Here is a 21952-nt window from a genome sequence, read left to right on the forward strand (position 1 = left end):
AACCTCGATACGTTATGTATCGAGGTTTTTTCTAACTAACTAATTTAGCGAGCAATTACAATACTCACTAAATATTTTATATACTTTTAGTTATCTTAATGTTTTCTTTCCTTTTTCTTTGGTTCTAATTTTATAAGCTTCATCAATAGTGGAAATAAAAATTCTACCATCACCTATTGCTCCAGTAGAAGCAGACTCTAATATTGCTTTTATTGTTACAGCTTTAAAATCGTCGTTTACAATTATTGATAAGTAACATTTTTTACTGTTTTCTTTATTTGCTTCAGAAGAGATTAAATCTAACACATCTTGATTTTCATTATCAATACTAATCACATCCCAATGGGTAAAAAAGTTTACACCTACGCTTTGCAGTGCTTCCTGAACAACTGAAAATTTTGATTTTCTAATAATAGCTTCTACTTTTTTCATTTCAACTTAAAATTAAAGACATTATAGTTCTTAAAACAAATGTCTTAAGAACTATAATATTTAGAGTTAATACACTACTAATCTATCCTCTATCTCTTTTTCCTGGATATGCTATTTCACCATGTTCAGACAAGTCTAAACCTACTCTTTCTTCTTCTTCAGTTACACGAAGTCCAATTGTAGATTTTAATATTTTAAATACTATAAATGATAACACAATAGACCAAACAGCATAAGCTAAAACTCCAATAGCTTGAGAGCCCAATTGACTAGCGCCACCACCATTAAACAATCCTATTCCCGCATCACCATCTATTCCCCAAAGACCAATTACTAAGGTTCCCCAAGCACCAGCGACACCGTGTACAGAAACAGCTCCAATGGCATCATCAATTTTTAATTTTTTCTCTATAAATTCTATTGAAAAAACAACTATAACTCCTCCAATTAAACCTGCAAAGACAGCGCCAATTGCAGACATGTTTCCACATCCTGCAGTTATACTTACTAAACCAGCTAAAGCACCATTTAAGGTTTGAGGCAAATTAGGTTTACCGTACCAAATCCAGGTTGTAATTAAAGCACCCAATCCTCCAGCAGCAGCAGCTAAATTTGTAATTAAAACTACATTAGATGCTCCTATAGCATCTGCGCCACCCCAAGCAAGTTGAGATCCTCCGTTAAAACCAAACCAACCTAACCAAAGTACAAACACTCCTAAGGTCGCTAATATTTGATTGTGTCCTGGAATTGGCAATACTTTTCCATCTACATATTTTCCAATTCTTGGTCCTACCATATATGCAGCTACTAATGCTGCCCAACCACCAACTGAATGTACAATTGAAGATCCTGCAAAATCAATAAATCCTAATTCGGTTAACCAACCAGAACCTTGCCATTGCCAACCTCCAGCTATTGGATAAATTAAAGCAGTCATTACAAGTGAAAATATTGCGTAAGTAGAATACTTTGTTCTTCCTGCTATGGCTCCAGAAACAATTGTTGCTGCTGTTGCCGCAAACATGGTTTGAAAAAATAAATCTGCACCTTCACCTTGCATTAATCCACTCCAGAAAAACCATCCGTTAGATGTGTCTCCATACATTAATGAGTAACCCACCAACCAATAGGTTAATGAACCAACACAAATATCTAGCAAGTTTTTCATGGCAATATTTGCTGCATTTTTAGAACGCGTCATTCCTGTTTCGACTAAAGTAAATCCTGCCTGCATAAAAAATACTAGAATCCCTGAAAGTAACATCCAGAGCATTCCTAAATCTCCATTTATTGCATTTACAGCATTTTCAACATCTTTTGTAGTAGCAGCTACAGTTTCTTGAACTGCTATAAAATTTGGTAAAATTGATAAAAAATTATCCATAATATGTAATTATTGTTAGTTTATAGTTAGTTATTGTTTTATTAAAATTTATAAATGGCAGCAACAACAAAAGATCCTAAGCTTTTAGTTGCCATTAAATCGGTATCGATAAAAATATCTTCAGAGCCACTATCAAATCTAAATTCTGGTTTTATAATTAAATCTTCTACAGTATAACTTCCTGTTAATGTTACAGCAACAACACTTAAATTATCTTCTACAAATTCACTTTGCTCTTGAAAATACTCTCCTCTAAGACCTAATGAAAATGAGTCACTAAAACTATATTGCGGGTATAAGTCCGCACCATAAAATCCTTCTCCGTCATTATCTGCATAAGCAGCATTTATTCCTAAAAAGAAATTATCAGACACATCAAAACCTCCAGTATAATCTACTTCAAAACCTAAACCAGCATCGTCATACAAGAAGTTTAAATATTGACCACTATATCCTAGTTGTGCACCTACAGCATAGCTTCCATTAGGGTTAAACTCGGTAACATCTGTCTGGTTAAACACGCCAAGCATTAAGCTAAAATCTTCAGATAAAGTAAAATCTGCTTTTAAACCTGTGTGAGAAAACGGACCATTTGAAAACAGATATGACGTACTGTAATTGAAATTTCCAACTGGAGATATTACTTCATAGCCCAAATAAGTATTAAACTTTCCTAAGGTTAATTTTGTGTTTTCGCTAATATTGTAAAAAGCAAAAAGCTGATTTAAAACTGTAGCACTTGCAGCTTCTCCTCGTGGCCCAAACACTAAATCTGCCACAGCTCCTACTTTTCCTTTTTCATAAGAGGCGATTATATTTCCCATTCCTAAAGAAAATCCTGCTGTATCTGCAAAAGATGTTCCTGGAGCAATATGGTTTTCATCATTGGGAGCAGTAAAATTAGTTCGATAGTAGGTATCTACGCTTCCTTCAAAAGCAAATTTTTTCTCTGATGAATTAGAATTTTCTTCTTGAGCTATTAAAGTAACAGATAGCAATAAAAGCAATAGGGTAAACAACTGTTTCATAAAAATGATATTTTGGTTAATAAACCCTTCAAATCTATGTTAAAAAATTGTTAACCCATAAATTAATAGGGTTGATGCTATCATTTTTATGATTATTTAAAATTTAACCCTATTTTTTTTAGGGTATAAGAATTAAAAATCATTTTTTTGTTAAATTCACATATTCAAAAATTAAATAAATGTCAATAAAATTAAATTTTACTAAAAAATTTATAATTTATTAAGAGTTTCGAAAACGTTTTCGCAAAATAAATTAAGATTTAATAAACTTTTCTTATTGCGATTTTCTTAAAAAATTAGCTAAATATTAATTTAAAAGAAATTTAAAATGAACAAAATCAGAATTCCTAAAAAGTGAATCCACCGTTTTTAAAATCAAATTATAGCACATATCTTAGGTAAAAAACAAGGCATAAAATGCCTTTAAATTTTACTTATTATGCTTAAAAAACAAGGACTTTATTTACCAGAATTTGAACACGATAATTGTGGCGCAGGATTTATTTGCAGTTTAACAGGAAAACGATCTAATGACATTATCCATAAAGCACTTGAAATACTAGTAAAATTAGAGCATCGTGGAGCGGTAAGTTCCGATGGCGTTACAGGAGATGGAGCAGGTATTTTAATTGATATCCCTCATAAATTTTTCAAGATTTTTTGCGAATTTGAACTCCCTGAATCTGGAGACTATGCAGTGAGTAATGTTTTTCTTCCAAGAAAGGAAAATCAACGTCAATTTTGTATTGATGTTTTTGAGAAAGAAATACAAAATCAAGGACTAAAATTAATAGGCTGGAGAGACGTACCTGTTAACAGTGAGGTTTTAGGTAAAGTTGCTAAAGTGACAGAGCCTTTTGTTAAGCAAATATTTATAGGTAAAGCTAATAAAGAACAAACCGAAAGAGAATTCAATATTAAATTATATGCTGCTCGTAAAATTGCAGAACATACAATATATGACTCAAAATTATCAGAATCAAAATTCTTTTATCTACCAAGTCTATCTACAAAAATCATCATTTTTAAAGGCTTATTAATGCCAGAACATATTAATGAGTACTATTTAGACTTGTTTAATTCGGCATTAGATACGCGTTTAGCATTAGTACATCAACGCTTTTCTACCAACACATTCCCTACTTGGGACTTAGCACAACCGTTTAGATACATTTGTCATAATGGTGAAATAAATACAGTAAGAGGTAATGTGTCTAGAATGTTTTCTCGCGAGGAAATCATGGAAAGCCCATTGTTTGGTGACGATATTAAAAAGATTATACCAACCGTTTTAAAAGGAAAATCAGACTCTGCAACCTTAGATATGGTTGTTGAACTACTTTTAATGACTGGTCGTTCGCTTCCTGAAGCTATGATGATGCTAGTACCAGAAGCTTGGGAAAAAAACCCAAACATGTCGGATGCTAAAAAAGCGTTTTACGAATATAATTCTTGCCTAATGGAACCTTGGGACGGACCTGCTTCTATACCTTTTACTGATGGTAATTTTATTGGTGCTGTATTAGACAGAAACGGATTAAGACCGTCACGCTACACAGTAACTAAACTCGGTAATGTTATTATGTCTTCGGAAACTGGAGTAGTAGACATTAAACCTGAAAACGTAGAATATCACGGACGATTAGAACCAGGGAAAATGTTTTTAGTGAACATGAACGAAGGCAGAATTGTTAACGATGAGGAAATAAAAGAAGAAATTGCAACGAAACATCCATATAGAAAATGGCTGAATGAAAACCTGATTCATTTAAGAGATATTGAAGCAAAACAAGGACCAATTAAATATGATGAAATAGACCTTAAGAAACGTGAGGTTGTTTTCGGTTATACACAAGAGGATTTCAACACCATTATTCGTCCAATGGCACAATTAGGAAAAGAACCTATTGGATCTATGGGAAGTGATACTCCTATTGCTATTTTATCAGAAAAACCACAATTAATATATAATTACTTCAAACAAATTTTTGCACAAGTTACCAATCCACCATTAGATGGTATTCGCGAAGAGTTAATTACAGATATTAGTTTAACCTTAGGAAGCGATGTTAATATTTTCGATATCAATGCAGACCATTGTAAAAAACTAAAAATTCAGAATCCAGTAATCTCAAAACACGATCTAGACAAAATTAGAGATTACGATACCAACCCAGATTTTAAAGTCGAATCTATTTCCATGTTATACGAAGTAAACAGAGGATTAAACGAATTAGAAGTCGCTCTTGAAAAGCTAGTTAACAAAGCTTCAAAAGCAATAGATGAAGGTGCAAATATCATTATTCTTTCAGATAGATTTGTAGACGAAAATCATGCACCAATTCCAGCGCTTTTAGCTTGTTCTTATGTAAATCATGCGCTTCATAAATTAAAAAAACGTTCAAAAATCAGCTTAATTATTGAATCTGCAGAACCTCGTGAAGTTCATCATTTTGCCTTACTTTTTGGATATGGAGCAAGTGCTGTAAATCCTTATATAGTTAATGAAATTGTTCAGAAACAAATCGAAAACCAAGACGTCACAGATTTAGAATATTTAATTGCAATTAAAAATTATAATAAAGCGGTAGGAAAAGGCATTTTGAAGGTTATGAACAAAATCGGAATCTCAACCTTAAACTCTTACAGAGGATCTCAACTTTTTGAATGTATTGGAATTAAATCTTCTACAGTCGAAAAATATTTCCCAAATACTCCAACACGTATTCAAGGTATTGGCTTAAGGGAAATTGAACAAGAAATTGTAAAACGTCACAAAAAAGCATTCCATAGAAATATAGAGCCAACTATTGAAATTGGAGGCGATTATAGATGGCGACGCGGACAAGAAAAACACATGTTCAACCCGTTAACAGTTGCTAAACTTCAAGAATCGGTAAGAACCAATAAAGCCTCTACTTTTAAGGAGTATTCAGAATTAATAAACAACCAATCTAAAAGCTTAATGACCATTAGAGGTTTGTTTGAATTCGATCAATTTGACCCTATTCCGTTAGAGGAAGTAGAACCTTGGACAGAAATTGTAAAGCGTTTTAAAACTGGAGCAATGTCTTATGGTTCTATTAGTAAAGAAGCACACGAAAATTTAGCAGTTGCTATGAATAGAATTGGAGGGAAATCTAATTCTGGTGAAGGCGGAGAAGATCAAGAACGCTTTTACAAAACCTCACAAGGTGATTGGAAAAACTCTGCTATAAAACAAGTGGCCTCTGGTCGTTTTGGTGTGACTTCAAATTATTTAACTAGCGCGAATGAAATTCAAATAAAAATAGCACAAGGTGCAAAACCTGGTGAAGGCGGACAATTACCTGGACCAAAAGTAAATCGTGAAATCGCAAAAACAAGAAACTCTACTCCTTATGTAGGATTAATTTCACCACCACCACATCATGATATTTATTCTATTGAAGATTTATCGCAACTCATTTATGATGTAAAATGCGCAAATCGCGAAGCAAGAATCAACGTTAAATTAGTATCAGAAGTTGGTGTTGGTACAGTTGCAGCAGGAGTAGCTAAAGCTAAAGCAGATGTGATTTTAATCTCTGGTTTTGATGGTGGTACAGGAGCTTCACCTTTAACATCTTTACGCCATGCAGGTTTACCTTGGGAACTTGGTATTGCAGAAGCACAACAAACTTTAGTGATGAACGATCTTAGAAATCGTGTGGTTTTAGAGTGTGACGGACAATTAAAAACTGGTCGTGATGTTGCAATTGCATGCTTATTAGGAGCAGAAGAGTTTGGTTTTGCTACTGCGCCTTTAGTAGCATCTGGTTGTATCATGATGCGTGTTTGCCACTTAAACACCTGTCCTGTTGGAATTGCAACGCAAAATCCAGAACTACGTAAAAAGTTTAAAGGAAAACCAGAACACGTAGTAAACTACATGTATTTTGTAGCTCAAGAATTACGTGAAATCATGGCTAAATTAGGATTCAGAACCATAAATGAAATGGTTGGTCAATCTCAAAAGCTAAATAGAAATAAAGCCATAGACCATTATAAATCTTCAGGAATTGATTTAACACCAATTCTTCACAAAGTAAAAGTTGGCGAAGATGTAAAACTATTTAATACCTATTGTCAGGACCACAATTTAAATGTGCATTTAGACTTCAAAATTGTTAAACAAGCACACCAAGCATTGTTCAGAAGACAAAAAACACATTTCGAATTACCCATAACAAATATTGACAGAGCAGTTGGTGCCATTGTTAGCAATGAAATCTCAAAAATTTATGGTGCAGATGGTCTACCAGAAGACACTATTGATATTGATTTTCATGGTTCTGCAGGACAAAGTTTTGGAGCATTTGCTACCAAAGGATTAAAATTCACAGTACACGGAAATACAAATGACTACTTAGGAAAAGGTTTATCTGGAGGGAAATTAATTATTAAAGTGCCTGAAAAATGTACGATAACTCCAGAAGATAATATCATTACTGGAAACGTAACGCTTTATGGAGCAACTTCTGGTGAAGTATATATTAACGGAAAGGCTGGAGAACGTTTTTGCGTTAGAAACTCTGGTGCAAAAGCAGTTGTAGAAGGCATTGGCGATCATGGTTGTGAATACATGACAGGTGGTGTTGCTGTAATTCTTGGCGCTGTAGGCAGAAACTTCGGAGCAGGAATGAGTGGTGGAGTTGCTTATGTTTTTGATGAAAAAGAAACCTTTAAGCAACACTGTAATTCAGACGATTTAAATATTGATCCAGTTGAAAAAGTTGAAGACCAATTACAACTAGAGCAGCTTATTGAAAATCATTTCCTTGCAACTGGAAGTCCTTTAGCAAGACGCATTTTAGATGATTGGAAGAACTACCTTCCAAAATTCAAAAAAGTATTACCAGAAGAATACAGACAAGCCTTATTAAGATTAGAACAAGAAGAATTAGAATTAGTTTAAAATTGAAATTATTTTAATCTATAATTTGAAAAAATAAAATTTAGAAAGTTTGGATGAGATTCCTGCTTTCGCAAGAATAAAATGGGAAAGACAACAGGATTTTTAGAATATAAGCGCCAAGACGAAAGTTATATTGAGCCAGAAAAACGAATTGAAAACTATAACGAATTTACGGTTCCTCTAAAAGAAGAAAATTTAAAAGATCAAGGTGCACGTTGTATGGATTGCGGTATTCCATTTTGCCATAGCGGTTGTCCACTAGGTAATTTAATTCCAGATTTTAATGACAAAGTCTACAAGGGAAAATGGAAAGAAGCAGCCGAAATTTTACATAGAACCAATAACTTCCCAGAGTTTACAGGAAGATTATGTCCGGCGCCTTGTGAAGAAGCATGTGTTTTAGGTATCAATGAAGACCCAGTAACTATTGAAAATATTGAAAAAAATATTGTTGAACAAGCTTTCGCTGAAGGCTGGATTACTGCACAACCACCAAAAGTTAGAACCGAAAAAACAGTTGCTGTTATAGGTTCTGGACCTGCTGGTTTAGCTGCTGCACAACAATTAAATCGCGCAGGACACAATGTAACTGTATTTGAACGTGACGAAAAAGTTGGTGGTTTATTACGTTATGGTATTCCAGATTTTAAGATGGAAAAAAACGTAATAGATAGACGTGTTGCTGTTTTAGAAGAGGAAGGAATCACCTTTAAAACCAATGCACATGTTGGTGTTAATGTAGATGCTAATCAACTTAAAGACGATTTTGACGCAGTAGTTTTATGTGGTGGAGCAACGGTAAGAAGAAGTATCCCAATTCCTGGAGCTGATTTGAAAGGTGTCACGCAAGCAATGGATTTCTTAAAGTTAAACAATCAATATGTAGATGGTTTAGTAGAATTTAAAGACGTTATTTCTGCAGAAGGAAAAGACGTCATTGTAATTGGTGGTGGAGATACAGGAAGTGATTGTATTGGAACCTCTAATCGTCATGGAGCAACTTCGGTTACAAATTTTGAAATCTTAAGTAAACCTACTGAAGGTCGTCCAGCACACCAACCTTGGCCGTATTGGCCAATGAAGTTAAAAACAACCTCATCACACCAAGAAGGTGTAGAACGTTTTTTTAGCATTTCTACTAAAGAATTTTTAGGAGACAAAGAAGGCAATTTAACAGGATTAAAAACCGTTGAAGTCGAATGGATTTTCACTCCAGGTGAAAGACCGCAACTTAAAGAAGTGAAAGGCACTGAAAAAGAATGGAAATGTAATTTAGCATTATTAGCACTTGGTTTTACAGGAGCTGAAAAAACGCTAGCAGAACAATTTGGATTAAACATGGATTTTAGAACCAATATTGAAGCATCTACCAAAGATTACAAAACGAACATTCCTGGTGTTTTTGCTGCTGGAGATATGCGCCGTGGACAATCTTTAATTGTTTGGGCAATTTCTGAAGGAAGACAAGCTGCTTATCACATTGACACGTATTTAATGGGAGAATCTTGTTTACCATTAAAAGACGATAGTGATTTACCAAGAGTATAACTAATTCCTGTGTAAACAGGAATCTTATAAAGTAAAAAAGCACCTTGAGGAAGGTGCTTTTTTATATCTCTAAACTAAATGTTTATTTTGGAAACTTACCTCGTATTTCTTCCAAACACAAATTACCAATACTACCAACATGCGAATGCTTCTTTGAAGTATCTGGTGTATACGTTCCATTTTCTACTTCTCCTCCAATTTTCTGATAGGCTTCTCTAAAAGGCATACCTTCCACTACTAAAGTATTAATATTATCTACCGTAAACAGGTATTGGTATTTAGCATCGTTTAAGTCTATTTCTTTTACAATGACTTGCTGAATGGCATAATTAAAAATATCTAACAAATCTTTGACATCTTCAATTGCTGCTATGATATTTTCTTTTAATAACTGAAAATCTCTATGGTAACCACTTGGTAAATTGTTAGTAATTAATACCATTTCATGATGCAAAGCTTGAATTTTATTTGCTTTTCCTCTAATCAATTCAAAAACATCTGGATTCTTTTTATGTGGCATAATGCTACTTCCTGTTGTTAATTCATCTGGAAAGGCAATAAAGCCAAAATTCTGACTATTATACACACAAATATCCATTGCAAAACGCGCTAAGGTATTACACACACTCCCTAAAGCTAAAGCAATAGTACGCTCGCTTTTTCCTCTGCTCATTTGTGCAGCAACGACGTTATATTTTAAAGTAGAAAACTTTAATTCTTTAGTAGTTAAATCTCTATCAATAGGAAAAGAGCTTCCGTAACCTGCCGCAGAACCTAAGGGATTTTGGTCTACTGTTTTTAAAGCTGCATTTAACAGATAAACATCGTCAATCAGCACCTCAGCATAAGCAGAAAACCACAAACCGAAAGAAGAAGGCATTGCGACTTGTAAATGCGTATAACCTGGAAGTAAAGCCTCCTTATGTGTTTCCGCTAAACTTAAAAGTGTTTCAAAAAACACATTCGTTTTTTCGTTAATTTCTTTTAAACTCTCTTTATAATATAACTGAAGTGCAACTAAAACCTGATCGTTTCTAGAACGTGCTGTGTGGATTTTTTTCCCAACGTCTCCTAAGGTTTTTGTTAGTTCGTATTCAATTTTAGAATGCACATCTTCAAAGGAATCCTCAATAACAAACGTTCCGTTTTCAATGGTTTCAGCAATAGCTTGTAATCCGTTTTTTAATTGTTCTAATTCTTCCGAAGAAATAATACCAATAGATGCTAACATAATAGCATGTGCTAACGATGCTTCAACATCATATTTAGCTATATGCAAATCTATTTCTCTATCGTTTCCAACGGTAAATTGTTCTATTTTTTTATCGATACTAATTCCTTTGTCCCAGAGTTTCATTTTATTCCTGCGAAAGCAGGAATCTCTGCTTTCTTTTTTAGTTAAACATTCTCATTTCTACAAAAGCAGAAATTTATTTTTGGATTCCGCATCAAGTGCGGAATGACAGTATTCTTAAAGTACTTTTTCTAATAATTCAATATATATCCTAATCCCTTCTTCAATCTCATTCAAGTAAATAAACTCGTCAGCACTATGTGATCTCGTGCTATCGCCTGGCCCTAACTTTAAAGATGGACAAGTCAAAACTGCTTGATCTGATAATGTTGGCGAACCATAAGTGCTTCTACCAATTTCTATTCCTGCAATTACCAATGGATGATCTATTGGTATAGATGACGAATTTAGTTTTGTGCTTCTCGGAGCGATACTATCACAAGGTGCTTCCTTTTGTAATATATCTACAATGTCTTGATTTGAATATTTATCGTTTACACGAACATCAACCACTAATTTCACATCTGCAGGAACCGCATTGTGTTGCTTACCTGCATTAATTTGTGTGACTGTCATTTTTACTTCGCCTAAAGCTTCAGACGATTTATCGAATTTGTAATTTTTAAACCATTCTAAAACGGAAATCGAATTATAAATAGCATTATCATTATTTGGATGTGCTGCATGACTTGGTGTTCCTTTTACCAGTGCATCAAAAACCACTAAACCTTTTTCGGCAACAGCTAAATTCATCAATGTTGGTTCTCCAACAATCGCGACGTCTACCTTTGGAATCACACTTAGCATACTATTTAAACCGTTTGGTCCACTACTCTCTTCTTCCGCGGAAGCGACAATAACCAAATTAAAATTTAAATGCTCTCTGTTATAAAAATACGCGTAGGTTGCTAATAAACTCACCAAACAACCACCTGCATCATTACTACCCAAACCATATAATTTACCATCTTCTACAATGGCTTTAAAAGGATCTTTGGTATAGCCATTATTTGGTTTTACTGTATCGTGATGCGAGTTTAATAACAACGTTGGTTTGCTATCGTCAAAATGTTTATTGGTTGCCCAAACATTATGATTGGTTCTTTTAAAAGGAATATTTTGATTGTTAAACCATTGCTCAATATGTGCTGCTGTTGGTCCTTCCTCAGAAGAAAACGACTGCGTTTCTATTAATTGTTTTAACAATGCAATTGCTCTTGTTGTAAGTTTTTCTATCATTTTTTAATGGTTGTGTGTTTATTATTTACGTTAAAAAGCATGCTAGATTTACCAATACAAACTTTTTGAACCTTATGATGTATAGCGTGAAAACAGTTATTTAATTTAGGAAGCATGCCTTCAAAAATTACTTTATTTTCCACTAATGTTTTATAGGTAGCTGTGTTGATATTTTCTATTACAGAATCGTCGTCTTCTACATTTTCTAAAACACCATTTTTTTCGAAACAATAATATAGTTCAGTTTTAAAAACAGACGCAAAACCTATTGCTAATTCGGAAGCAATCGTATCTGCATTGGTATTTAATAGTTGTCCATTATTATCATGTGTAATTGCACAAAAAACAGGAGTAACATCATTATTTAAAAGAATTTCTAAGGTTTCAGTATTTACTTTTTTCACATCACCAACAAAGCCATAATCTACTGTTTTCACTGGTCTTTTGTTTGATACTATCGTATTGCCATCTGCTCCAGAAAATCCAATCGCATTACAATTATTAGCTTGCAGCTGCGCAACTACATTTTTGTTAATTTTTCCAGCATATACCATAGTAATAATATCTAAAGTATCTGCATCTGTAACACGTCTTCCATCCACCATTTTAACTTCTACTTGCATTTGTTCTGCAAGTTTGGTTGCTAGTTTTCCACCTCCATGAACCAATATTTTTGGTTCTTTTATTGTTGCAAAATCTTTTAGAAACTGCTGTAAAGCTTCATCATTATCGATGATATTTCCTCCTATTTTTATGACTTTTAGTGTTTTCATATTTCATTGTTGTCATTACGAGGAATTTATGACGAAGTAATCTGTTTCAATTTAGAAGATTGCTTCAATCGTACCTCTTTCGCAATGACGATTATAATTTTTCCAATATCTGCTTCAACACAATTTGCGCTGAAAATGTCCTGTTATTGGCTTGTTGCATTACCACAGATTGTTCGCTATCTAAAACTGCATCTTCTACAATTACATTTCTTCTAACAGGTAAACAATGCATGAATTTTGCAGCTCCAAGTTTGGTCTTGGTCATCATCCAGTTTTCATCTTGACTTAATATTTTTCCATAGTCTTTATAACTACTCCAGTTTTTCACATACACAAAATCTGCATCCTTTAAAGCTTCTTCTTGGTTTAGATTTACTGGTGTGTTTTTAACGACATCTTTATTTAGCTCATACCCTTCGGGATGCGTAATAGTAAGTTCTACATCCATATTTTGCATCATTTCTACAAACGAATTTGCAACTGCCTGTGGCAATGCTTTAGGGTGTGGCGCCCAAGACAAAACGACTTTAGGCTTTGCTTTTTCTGTTAATTCGGTAATGGTAATTGCATCTGCTAATGCTTGTAAAGGATGTGCTGTAGCACTTTCCATATTCACAATTGGAACTGTTGCATATTTTATGAAACTATTCATTACAAACTCACTTTCATCTTTTTTCTTATCGGTTAAACTAGGAAAAGCTCTAACCGCAATCACATCTGCATACTGCGAAATAACTGCTGCAGCTTCTTTAATATGTTCTGAAGTATTTGCATTCATGATGGTACCATCTTCAAACTCTAGATTCCAAGCGTCATTTACGTTTAAAACCATAACGTTCATACCCAGGTTTTTTGCTGCTTTTTCTGTGCTTAGCCTTGTTCTTAAACTGGCATTAAAGAAAAGCATGACTAAGGTTTTATTTTTTCCTAATTCCTGAAACTCAAAAGGATTCATTTTCAATAAAATGGCCTCCTTAATGGTTTCCTGAAGATTAGATATATCTTTTATATTGGTGTATTTTTTCATAATAAATAGGTCTCGACTGCACTCGACCAGACAACATGTATGTCTCCTCGAGCGCAGTCGAGAGGTTTATGTTGTTATCTCTTTTAATTCGTTTTTTAAAGCCTCAAAAAACAAATCCACGTGTTCTTTTTTAATGGTTAAAGGCGGAAGAATCCTTAATAAATTTGGATTTTTAGCACTTCCTGTAAATATTTTTTGATTAAAAATTAACTTTTTACGAAGGTCTGCTATTGGAAAATCAAACTCCAACCCTAACATTAACCCACGACCTTTTATATTTTTTATTTCTGAAATGGTTTGAGCTTTTTCCATAAAATAAGCAGAAATCTCTTTAGCATTTTGCATTAAATTTTCTTCTTCAATCACCTCTAAAACAGTTGTAGAAGCTACACAAGCTAAATGATTTCCTCCAAAAGTGGTTCCTAACAAACCAAAAGACGCTGTAATATTAGGATGAATTAAAACACCTCCAATCGGAAAACCATTTCCCATTCCTTTTGCAATTGAAATAATGTCTGGAGTGATGTTATATTTTTGAAAAGCGAAAAAATCTCCAGTTCTACCAAAACCAGATTGTACCTCATCTGCAATAAAGCATGTGTTATATTTTTTACATAACGCATCTACACCTTCGTAGAAAGTTGCAGTACTTTCATCTAAACCTCCAACGCCTTGAATACATTCTATAATTACTGCACAAACATCGTTATTAGCTAGTGCTTTTTCAACACCTTTTAAGTCACCTAACTCCAAAATTTCCACCTCTTGCTGGGCATTAATTGGTGCAATAATTTTTGCATTATCTGTTGCTGCAACTGCTGCAGATGTACGACCATGAAATCCGTTTTTAAAAGCAACTACCTTTTTCTTTTTAGTATGAAAGGAGGCTAATTTTAAAGCATTCTCATTCGCTTCTGCTCCAGAATTACATAAAAACAATGCATAATCTGAACAGCCTGAAAAAGCGACTAATTTTTTAGCCAAAGCGACTTGTAAGGGATTCTGAATCGAGTTACTATAAAATCCTATTTTAGAAACTTGCTCTGAGATAGCAGACACATATTTTGGATGCGAATGTCCAATAGAAATCACAGCATGTCCACCATACAAATCTAAATACTTGGTATTATTTTCATCAAAAACAAAGACATCTTCTGCCTTTACAGGAGTGATATCAAACAAAGGATAGACGTTAAACAAACTCATATCTGTTCTTTTTTAATATTATTAATTTTATTAAACGATGCAATCATTCCTTGAATTAAAGACGAGCTCAACCCTTTATGTTCCATTTCATTTAAACCTTCAATCGTACAGCCTTTTGGCGTAGTAACTCTGTCAATTTCTTCTTCAGGATGGTTTCCATTGGTAATCAACAAACTTGCAGCTCCTTCACTGGTATACATGGCTAATTCTTGTGCTTCTTTGGCATCAAAACCTAACTGAATTGCTGCTTGTGTTGTTGCTCTAATTAATCGCATCCAAAAGGCAACACCACTTGCGCAAACTACTGTTGCTGCTTGCATTTGACTTTCTGGAATACTTAATGAATGTCCCAAACGATTAAAAATAGCTTCTGCAATTTTAATACGTTTTTCACCTTGCACATTACTACATAAGCATGTCATTGATTTACCAACTGCAATGGCAGTATTTGGCATGGCACGAATAATAAATTTATCTGCTCCAACCTGAGCCTCAATCTTAGGAATCAAATACCCAGTAATAGTAGATATTAGTACGTGCTTTTCTGTTAAATGCGGTTTCACAGTTTCTAAAATTGCTTCAAAATGCGCTGGTTGTACTGCAAAAATGATAATATCCGACTGCTTAACCGCTTCTGTATTATCTGTTGTAACATACATGTTTTTATATCCATCAAATTCCTGAATACCTTCTAAATCTCTTTTGGTTAGGTATAAACTAGTTATCGCATTATTAGTAATTAATCCTTTTGCTATAGATTTCCCTAAATTCCCTGTTCCTATAATTGCTATTTTCATCGTAGTGACCGCGAAAGCGGTTATCTTTTTTAATTAAACTATATTTTCACTTAGACCTTTCGACTGCGTTCAAGGTGACATCTTTTTATTATTTGGGCGTTACCACAAGGGTCGCGTTTTCCGTTATATCTTTTTATTTGACAACTTCTCGACTGCGCTCGAAGAGACAAATAAAAAGGATGCCACTTCAACCGCTAACGCAGCTGCAGTACCTTTAAAAATAAGTTGCTTTCAGTTTTAAACCTTCTGTTTCTTCAAAACCAAACATTAAGTTCATGTTCTGAACTGCTGCTCCTGAAGCGCCTTTTAACAAATTATCAATTGTACTTGTAATTAGTAATTTGTCTCCATGTTTTTCAAGACTTATAATACATTTATTGGTATTTACCACTTGCTTTAAAAAGATACTTTCATCTGAAACTACTGTAAATGCTGCGTCTTTATAATACGCTTTGTACATTGCTTTTGCCTCCTCAAGAGAACCTTTATACTTTGTATACGTTGTTGCAAAAATTCCTCTAGAAAAATCGCCTCTATTTGGCATAAAGTTGATTTCGGAATTAAAATCACTCTGCAACTGTTTTACCGTCTGATTAATTTCTCCTAAGTGCTGATGATTAAATGCTTTATAATGCGAAAAATTATTATCTCTCCACGTAAAATGCGTTGTGGTAGACAAGGAGGTTCCTGCTCCAGTTGCTCCAGTTACTGCATTTATATGTACATCATTAGTAAGCAAGCCATTTGCAGCTAAAGGCAAAATTGCTAATTGTAATGCTGTTGCAAAACAACCAGGATTTGCAATGTAATTGGCTGTTTTAATCGTTTCTTTATCTAATTCTACTAAACCATATACAAATTCTTTTCCTTGAAAATTCTTATTTGCAAACAATCTAAAATCGTTACTTAAATCTATAATTTTAGTAGTATCTGAAAAGGTGTTTTTTTCTAAAAAAGCAGTGGAATTTCCATGACCTAAACACAAGAAAAGCAGATCAATTTCTGAATTAATCGTATTCGAAAATTCTAACTCAGTTGTACCAATTAAATCTTGATGTACTTGATATACTTTATTTCCTGCATTAGATGTACTATAAATAAAATTAATATTTGCTTTTGGATGATTTAACAACAACCTAATTAATTCTCCTGCTGTGTAACCAGCACCTCCAATGATTCCTACTTGTATCATAATTCTGAATTTACTTGTTGATAAATTTTATTCTGATTTCCAATAATCTTAATAAATCCTTTGGCGTCATCTGCTGTCCAAGCTTTATTTTCTTCACCATAGGTACTAAATGCACTAGACATTAAATCGTGATCGGAAACAATACCATCTAAAGAAAAATGATACGGTTTTAAAGTGACCACAACATTACCAGACACCATTTTTTGTGAACTTTGTAAAAAAGCTTCCGTATCTCTCATCACTGGATCTAAATATTGACCTTCGTGCAAATGCATGCCGTAAAAACTAGACAAGTATTCCTTATGTTGTAACTGCCATTTTGTAAGCGTATGTTTCTCTAATAAATGGTGCGCTTTTATAGTAATTAAAGCAGCAGCAGCTTCAAAACCTACACGTCCTTTGGTACCTACAATAGTATCACCAACATGAATATCTCTTCCAATGGCATACCCAGAAGCTATAGTATTTAAGTTTTCAATATTTATTTCTGGCGCATTTTCTTTTCCATTTAAAGCAACAAACTCGCCATTTTTAAAGGTTAATGTTACTTTTTCTTCGCCTTCTTTTTCTAATTGTGAAGGATAGGCTTCACTAGGTAAAGGCTTTTCTGATTTTAAAGTCTCCACACCACCAACACTTGTTCCCCAAAGTCCTTTGTTCACAGAATATTTCGATTTTTCCCAAGACATATCTACACCTTCCGACTTCAAATATTCTATTTCTTCTTCTCTAGTCAGTTTTTGATCTCTAATAGGTGTTATAATTTTAATACCAGGAGCCAAAGTTTGAAAAATCATATCAAAACGTACCTGATCGTTTCCTGCTCCTGTACTTCCATGCGCGATATATTCTGCATCAATACTTTTAGCATATTCTATAATTTCTATAGCTTGAATAATACGCTCTGCACTTACAGACAATGGATATGTGGCATTCTTTAATACATTCCCGAAGATTAAATACTTGACTACTTTATTGTAAAAAGTAGCAACCGCATCAATATTTTTATACGTAGAAACACCCATTTTATAGGCATTACTTTCTATTTTCTTAATCTCTTCCGCAGTGAAACCTCCTGTATTTACACTTACTGCATGTACATCATAATCTTTAGATAAACTTACTGCGCAATACGATGTATCTAAACCTCCACTATATGCTATAACTAATTTTTTATTACTCATTTTTATCTTTTTTTAGAAATCTTGTTTGCTTAATGCTTTTTAATCTGGTCCACACTTTTTTATCGTATTTGTGTTCTTCAACAGGCTTAGCCTCTTTTGATGGGTCATACAACATGCCTGTACATAAGCACATTGTTTGCTCTGTTCTGGTTAAAACGTCAAAATTCTTACAGGTTTGGCAACCGTTCCAAAAGGTTTGATCTTTAGTTAATTCTGAAAACGTAACAGGCTTATACCCTAAATCACTATTCATTTTCATAACAGCCAATCCTGTAGTAATACTAAATACTTTAGCGTTTGGAAACTTGGTCCTAGAATGGTCAAAGATTACTTTCTTTATTTTTTTTGCAAGTCCTAAATTTCTAAAATCAGGATGTACAATTAATCCGGAATTGGCAACAAACTTACCATGACTCCATTGTTCGATATAGCAAAAACCTGCAAATTTTTCGCCTTCTAAAGCAATAACTGCATTACCATTTTCCATTTTGGTAATGATATATTCTGGTTTACGTTTAGCTATACCTGTACCTCTTACTTGAGCAGCATCTGCAATAGTTTCGCAAATAATGTCTGCGTAAACACTATGTGATTTATCAGCAATAACAATTTTCATTGTAATTGATTTATATAATTAAAAAATATTGATTTTGTTTTTTGAGATTCCTGACTTTGCAGGAATAGAGAACCGGACTCACCTAAGTTCTAAAATAGAAGTACACCCTTGAGGGCGTCGACGTAAAATGGGACGCACAACAATCCTGTTATTATTTCTAATAACTGTATTTGGAAAAGTAAATATTTGTGATGTGTGGTTCAATGTTAAAAAATAAAAAACGGTTAACTAAAGTGCTTTTAAAGTATGAGCATTAGCGACGTCGTCTGCGTATTGGCAAACTTGTGGGTCTTTCGTTTTTATTTTGTGTTTTTAACATGGTGTAAAACTAGGCATTAAATTAATACGACACTGTTTTTTATTTCCTTTTTAGTGAATTTTTATGAATTCGTTAAAAAAAGCAACTCAAAATTATTTAATAATCAACTGAAAACCAGATTTCTAAAAATCTTAGTTTTCAATTAGACTAAAAATTGAAACAAATCGGGCTTATCATTTAAATAATCTCCAAAAAAATTATTCAACTTCATCTTAGTAATTAAAGGTTCTAAATCCTGTGGTGATTTCAACTCTAAACCAACCACAGCAACATCATTTTCGCGGTTTACTTTTTTTGTGTATTCAAAATGCGTAATATCATCTGATGGTCCTAAAATATCTACAACAAATTCACGCAAAGCACCTGCGCGCTGTGGAAACTTAACAATAAAATAGTGTTTTAAATTGGCATGCAATAACGCTCGTTCTTTAATTTCTGGAGTACGCGTGATATCATTATTGCTTCCGCTTACAAGGCAAATTACATTTTTACCTTTTATTTCTTCTTTGTACTGATCTAAAGCAGCAATACTTAGTGCTCCTGCAGGTTCTACAACAACAGCGTCTTTGTTGTATAATTCTAAAATGGTTTGACAAACTTTGCCTTCGTCTACCGTAATCATAGCACTTAAATTTTGCTGACAAATTGCAAAGTTTAAATCACCAACACGTTTTACTGCTGCGCCATCAACAAAGTTTTCGATATTTTTTAATTCGGTATTTTGTTTTCGTCTTAAAGACGTAGACATAGATGGAGCTCCAGTAGGTTCTACACCAATAATTTTTGTGTTTGGAGATAATAATTTAAACACGGAAGACAATCCTGCGGACAGACCACCACCGCCAACAGGAACAAATACATAATGGATTGGATGCTGCGCTTGATCTATAATTTCTAGTCCAACGGTTGCTTGGCCTTCAATAACTTTTTCGTCATTAAAAGGATGAATAAATGTTTTGTTTAATGCTTCACTTTGTTGCATTGCTGCATGATAAGCATCATCAAAAGTATCGCCAATTAATACGACTTCAATATACTCTTCGCCAAACATTTTTACCTGTTCCACCTTTTGATTAGGTGTTGGAGAAGGCATAAAAATAGTTCCTTTTATTTTTAATAATTTACAAGATAACGCCACACCTTGTGCATGATTTCCTGCACTTGCACATACAATTCCGTTTTCGATTTCTGCAAGACTTAAAGACGACATTTTATTGTAAGCGCCTCTAATTTTATAGGAACGTACTTGCTGTAAATCCTCACGTTTAAATAGGATATTAGCGTCGAATTGCTTAGAATAATTTCTGTTAGACATTAAAGGCGTTACAGATGCAACTCCTTTTAATTTTTCTGCAGCAGCCTCAACAGATGCTAATGTTGGCTTGTATATTGTTGTGATGTTTTCCATGTTTTATGAGATCCCGAAATTAATTCGGAATGACAATAGATTTAAGCTAAAACTGATTCTTCTGATTTTACATCAGATTTTATAATTTTCATTGCGGTCATTGCTGCTCTTAATCGCTTACCAACCGTTTCGATTGGATGATTTCTAATGGCATCGTTTACTGCAATTAATTCTACATTGTCCACTCCTGTTGATGCTGAAAATGGTTTGCCAATAATATCTGTATCTACGGTTTTCATGAAATCGGTTAATAAAGGTTTGCAAGCATGATCAAATAAATAGCAACCATATTCTGCTGTGTCTGAAATGACTCTGTTCATTTCAAATAATTTCTTTCTAGCAATGGTGTTTGCAATTAGTGGTAATTCGTGAAGTGATTCGTAATACGCAGAATCTTCAATAATTCCTGAACTTACCATGGTTTCGTAAGCTAACTCAACACCAGATTTTACAAATGCGACTAGTAATGTTCCATGATCAAAATATTCTTGCTCAGAAATATGATCTGTTGTTAACGTTGTTTTTTCGAATGCAGTTTCACCTGTTTCTGCTCTCCATTTTAAAAGATTTACATCATCATTTGCCCAATCTTCCATCATGGTTTTTGAGAAATGACCCGAAATAATATCGTCCATATGTTTCTCGAATAAAGGACGCATGATATCTTTTAATTCTTCAGACAATTGGTATGCTTTAATTTTTGCTGGATTAGACAAACGGTCCATCATGTTTGTAATTCCTCCGTGTTTTAGGGCTTCAGTAATGGTTTCCCAACCAAACTGAATTAATTTTGCAGCATAACCTGGCTCAATACCTTCGGCTACCATTTTATCGAAAGATAAAATTGCACCTGTTTGTAACAAACCACATAAAATAGTTTGCTCACCCATTAAATCACTTTTTACCTCAGCAACAAAAGACGATTCTAACACACCAGCACGATGACCTCCAGTTGCAGCTGCATAAGCTTTTGCTTGAGCCCAACCTTTATTTTCTGGATCGTTCTCTGGATGTACAGCAATTAATGTTGGTACACCAAAACCACGTTTATATTCTTCACGCACTTCTGTTCCTGGACACTTTGGAGCAACCATAATTACGGTAATATCTTCTCTTATTTTTGTACCTTCTTCAACAATATTAAATCCGTGAGAATAACTTAGAGTAGCACCTTTTTTCATTAAAGGCATTACTGCTTTTACAACGTTTGTGTGTTGCTTGTCTGGTGTTAAGTTTAATACTAAATCTGCAGTAGGAATTAAATCGTCATAAGTACCTACATTAAATTCGTTATCGGTAGCATTTTTATAAGAAGTACGCTTCTCATCGATAGCTTGTTGCCTTAATGCATATGAAATATCTAAACCTGAATCACGCATGTTTAGTCCTTGATTTAAGCCTTGTGCACCACAACCAATAATTACAATTTTTTTGCCTTTTAATGCATTGACACCATCTTCAAACTCTGAAGCATCCATGAATCTACATTTACCTAATTGATCTAATTGGTTTCTTAATGATAATGTGTTGAAATAATTTGACATTGTCTTATATTTTAATTGTTGG

16 protein-coding genes are annotated in these 21952 nt (G+C 33.8%); 2 read left to right on the forward strand and 14 right to left on the reverse strand.

The genetic code is table 11. The features are described 5' to 3' along the window. Positions 1-90: 90 nt before the first annotated feature. The 3 genes from LACAL_RS03045 to LACAL_RS03055 form a co-directional block, all read right to left on the reverse strand. Entirely contained in the window at positions 91-432 is a 342-nt protein-coding gene (locus LACAL_RS03045; RefSeq protein ID WP_013869230.1) for a P-II family nitrogen regulator, read from the reverse strand. 82 nt (positions 433-514) lie between these two features. Further along, positions 515-1819 (reverse strand): ammonium transporter, encoded by a 1305-nt coding sequence (locus LACAL_RS03050; RefSeq protein WP_013869231.1) that lies wholly within the window; start codon positions 1817-1819, stop codon positions 515-517. A gap of 41 nt (positions 1820-1860) precedes the next feature. Beyond that, on the reverse strand, positions 1861-2847 hold the full coding sequence (locus tag LACAL_RS03055; protein ID WP_013869232.1) for an outer membrane beta-barrel protein: 987 nt from the start codon (positions 2845-2847) through the stop codon (positions 1861-1863). 439 nt (positions 2848-3286) lie between these two features. Here LACAL_RS03055 and gltB point away from each other — a divergent pair, with 439 nt between their 5' ends. Then, complete coding sequence (gene gltB / locus LACAL_RS03060; RefSeq protein ID WP_013869233.1) at positions 3287-7783, forward strand: glutamate synthase large subunit; 4497 nt, start codon at positions 3287-3289, stop codon at positions 7781-7783. A gap of 81 nt (positions 7784-7864) precedes the next feature. Further along, positions 7865-9331 (forward strand): glutamate synthase subunit beta, encoded by a 1467-nt coding sequence (locus tag LACAL_RS03065; protein WP_013869234.1) that lies wholly within the window; start codon positions 7865-7867, stop codon positions 9329-9331. Positions 9332-9413: 82 nt separating this feature from the next. Here the strand turns inward: LACAL_RS03065 and argH are convergent, their stop codons facing one another. From argH to ilvC, 11 genes are all read right to left on the reverse strand, one after another. Next, on the reverse strand, positions 9414-10688 hold the full coding sequence (gene argH, locus LACAL_RS03070; protein ID WP_013869235.1) for an argininosuccinate lyase: 1275 nt from the start codon (positions 10686-10688) through the stop codon (positions 9414-9416). A 114-nt stretch (positions 10689-10802) separates the two neighbouring features. Beyond that, positions 10803-11864 carry a M20 family metallo-hydrolase gene (locus LACAL_RS03075; RefSeq protein WP_013869236.1) on the reverse strand — a complete coding sequence of 354 codons (1062 nt, stop codon included), beginning with the start codon at positions 11862-11864 and terminating at the stop codon, positions 10803-10805. After that, positions 11861-12637: an acetylglutamate kinase gene (gene argB, locus LACAL_RS03080; protein WP_013869237.1), complete on the reverse strand. Its 777-nt coding sequence runs from the start codon at positions 12635-12637 to the stop codon at positions 11861-11863. The genes LACAL_RS03075 and argB overlap by 4 nt, the downstream gene beginning before the upstream one ends. Positions 12638-12728: 91 nt before the next feature. After that, entirely contained in the window at positions 12729-13664 is a 936-nt protein-coding gene (locus LACAL_RS03085; protein WP_013869238.1) for an acetylornithine carbamoyltransferase, read from the reverse strand. 66 nt (positions 13665-13730) lie between these two features. Beyond that, positions 13731-14870, reverse strand: coding sequence for an aspartate aminotransferase family protein (locus tag LACAL_RS03090; RefSeq protein WP_013869239.1), 1140 nt, complete (start codon positions 14868-14870; stop codon positions 13731-13733). Continuing rightward, a complete protein-coding gene (proC, locus tag LACAL_RS03095; protein ID WP_013869240.1) occupies positions 14867-15667 on the reverse strand; it encodes a pyrroline-5-carboxylate reductase in 801 nt (266 codons plus the stop codon). The genes LACAL_RS03090 and proC overlap by 4 nt, the downstream gene beginning before the upstream one ends. A 214-nt stretch (positions 15668-15881) precedes the next feature. Next, on the reverse strand, positions 15882-16859 hold the full coding sequence (argC, locus tag LACAL_RS03100; RefSeq protein WP_013869241.1) for an N-acetyl-gamma-glutamyl-phosphate reductase: 978 nt from the start codon (positions 16857-16859) through the stop codon (positions 15882-15884). Then, positions 16856-18043, reverse strand: a complete 1188-nt coding sequence (locus LACAL_RS03105) for an argininosuccinate synthase (RefSeq protein WP_013869242.1) — start codon at positions 18041-18043, stop codon at positions 16856-16858. Before LACAL_RS03105 ends, argC begins: the two co-directional genes overlap by 4 nt. After that, positions 18036-18659 carry a GNAT family N-acetyltransferase gene (locus LACAL_RS03110; RefSeq protein WP_013869243.1) on the reverse strand — a complete coding sequence of 208 codons (624 nt, stop codon included), beginning with the start codon at positions 18657-18659 and terminating at the stop codon, positions 18036-18038. The genes LACAL_RS03105 and LACAL_RS03110 overlap by 8 nt, the downstream gene beginning before the upstream one ends. Before the next feature lie 461 nt (positions 18660-19120). Continuing rightward, on the reverse strand, positions 19121-20386 hold the full coding sequence (ilvA, locus tag LACAL_RS03115) for a threonine ammonia-lyase (protein WP_013869244.1): 1266 nt from the start codon (positions 20384-20386) through the stop codon (positions 19121-19123). A gap of 41 nt (positions 20387-20427) precedes the next feature. Beyond that, complete coding sequence (ilvC, locus tag LACAL_RS03120) at positions 20428-21930, reverse strand: ketol-acid reductoisomerase (protein ID WP_013869245.1); 1503 nt, start codon at positions 21928-21930, stop codon at positions 20428-20430. Positions 21931-21952: the final 22 nt, after the last annotated feature.

The sequence above is a fragment of the Lacinutrix sp. 5H-3-7-4 genome (assembly GCF_000211855.2).
Lineage (GTDB): Bacteria > Bacteroidota > Bacteroidia > Flavobacteriales > Flavobacteriaceae > Lacinutrix.

What these genes read in the sequence shown, in the direction of transcription:
- LACAL_RS03045 (WP_013869230.1), bottom strand. Translation starts at nt 432, where the DNA reads ATGAAAAAAGTAGAAGCTATTATTAGAAAATCAAAATTTTCAGTTGTT.
- LACAL_RS03050 (WP_013869231.1), bottom strand. Translation starts at nt 1,819, where the DNA reads ATGGATAATTTTTTATCAATTTTACCAAATTTTATAGCAGTTCAAGAA.
- LACAL_RS03055 (WP_013869232.1), bottom strand. Translation starts at nt 2,847, where the DNA reads ATGAAACAGTTGTTTACCCTATTGCTTTTATTGCTATCTGTTACTTTA.
- gltB (WP_013869233.1), top strand. Translation starts at nt 3,287, where the DNA reads ATGCTTAAAAAACAAGGACTTTATTTACCAGAATTTGAACACGATAAT.
- LACAL_RS03065 (WP_013869234.1), top strand. Translation starts at nt 7,865, where the DNA reads ATGGGAAAGACAACAGGATTTTTAGAATATAAGCGCCAAGACGAAAGT.
- argH (WP_013869235.1), bottom strand. Translation starts at nt 10,688, where the DNA reads ATGAAACTCTGGGACAAAGGAATTAGTATCGATAAAAAAATAGAACAA.
- LACAL_RS03075 (WP_013869236.1), bottom strand. Translation starts at nt 11,864, where the DNA reads ATGATAGAAAAACTTACAACAAGAGCAATTGCATTGTTAAAACAATTA.
- argB (WP_013869237.1), bottom strand. Translation starts at nt 12,637, where the DNA reads ATGAAAACACTAAAAGTCATAAAAATAGGAGGAAATATCATCGATAAT.
- LACAL_RS03085 (WP_013869238.1), bottom strand. Translation starts at nt 13,664, where the DNA reads ATGAAAAAATACACCAATATAAAAGATATATCTAATCTTCAGGAAACC.
- LACAL_RS03090 (WP_013869239.1), bottom strand. Translation starts at nt 14,870, where the DNA reads ATGAGTTTGTTTAACGTCTATCCTTTGTTTGATATCACTCCTGTAAAG.
- proC (WP_013869240.1), bottom strand. Translation starts at nt 15,667, where the DNA reads ATGAAAATAGCAATTATAGGAACAGGGAATTTAGGGAAATCTATAGCA.
- argC (WP_013869241.1), bottom strand. Translation starts at nt 16,859, where the DNA reads ATGATACAAGTAGGAATCATTGGAGGTGCTGGTTACACAGCAGGAGAA.
- LACAL_RS03105 (WP_013869242.1), bottom strand. Translation starts at nt 18,043, where the DNA reads ATGAGTAATAAAAAATTAGTTATAGCATATAGTGGAGGTTTAGATACA.
- LACAL_RS03110 (WP_013869243.1), bottom strand. Translation starts at nt 18,659, where the DNA reads ATGAAAATTGTTATTGCTGATAAATCACATAGTGTTTACGCAGACATT.
- ilvA (WP_013869244.1), bottom strand. Translation starts at nt 20,386, where the DNA reads ATGGAAAACATCACAACAATATACAAGCCAACATTAGCATCTGTTGAG.
- ilvC (WP_013869245.1), bottom strand. Translation starts at nt 21,930, where the DNA reads ATGTCAAATTATTTCAACACATTATCATTAAGAAACCAATTAGATCAA.